The sequence below is a fragment of the Streptomyces sp. UW30 genome, from assembly GCF_008042075.1.
In the GTDB taxonomy this organism is placed as follows: Bacteria; Actinomycetota; Actinomycetes; order Streptomycetales; family Streptomycetaceae; genus Streptomyces.
On sequence record NZ_RDBN01000148.1, the window covers coordinates 1 to 636 of the forward strand.

Here is a 636-nt window from a genome sequence, read left to right on the forward strand (position 1 = left end):
CCGGCGGGTCGCCGGCGGGTCGGCCAAAGTTTCCGCCAAGGAGCGCAGGGCGCTGCGCAGCCGGGTCTTGGCCGTGCCCTCCGGTATCCCCAGTTCCACGGCGGCCTGCCGGTAGGTGCGGCCGGCGAAGTAGGCGAGGTGCACGACCTCGCGTTGCGGCTGCGGGAGTTCGGCGAGGGCAGAGTGCAGCAGCAGGGAGCGCTCCCGGTCGACGACCGTCTCGTCGGGGCCGGGACCGGCGTCCGGGATGGCCTGGAGCGTGGAGTYGTCGGCGCCGGCGTCCTTGCGGTGCCGGGCCTCGCTGCGCACCTGGCTGTCCGTGGTCGCCCACCGGCGCGCCGTGGACTGGGTGCGCAGCGAGCCACGGCGCGCGTCGTAGGTGTACGGCCGGCCCCACAGGTGCGCGAAGACCTCCTGCGCCACGTCCTCGGCGGCGGCCGGTGAGCGCGTGACCCGCACGGCTACCCGCCGCACCAGCCCGCCGTACGTCGCGTACACCTCGGCCAGCGCCGACTCGTCGCCGTACACCAGCCGCCGGTGCACCTCCGCGTCGGCAGGCGGCGGTGCGGAGGTACCGCCCGTGGACTCCACGTGACCTTCCTAGCGTCCCGGCAGGGCCGGCGCCAGTGGTTCAGA

At 75.1% G+C, this 636-nt stretch carries 1 protein-coding gene; it reads right to left on the minus strand.

All coding sequences use genetic code 11. From position 1 onward, the window contains the following. A partial coding sequence (locus EAO75_RS44965) for an RNA polymerase sigma factor (RefSeq protein WP_148000892.1) occupies window positions 1-591 on the minus strand: 591 nt, incomplete at its 3' end. Window positions 592-636: the final 45 nt, after the last annotated feature.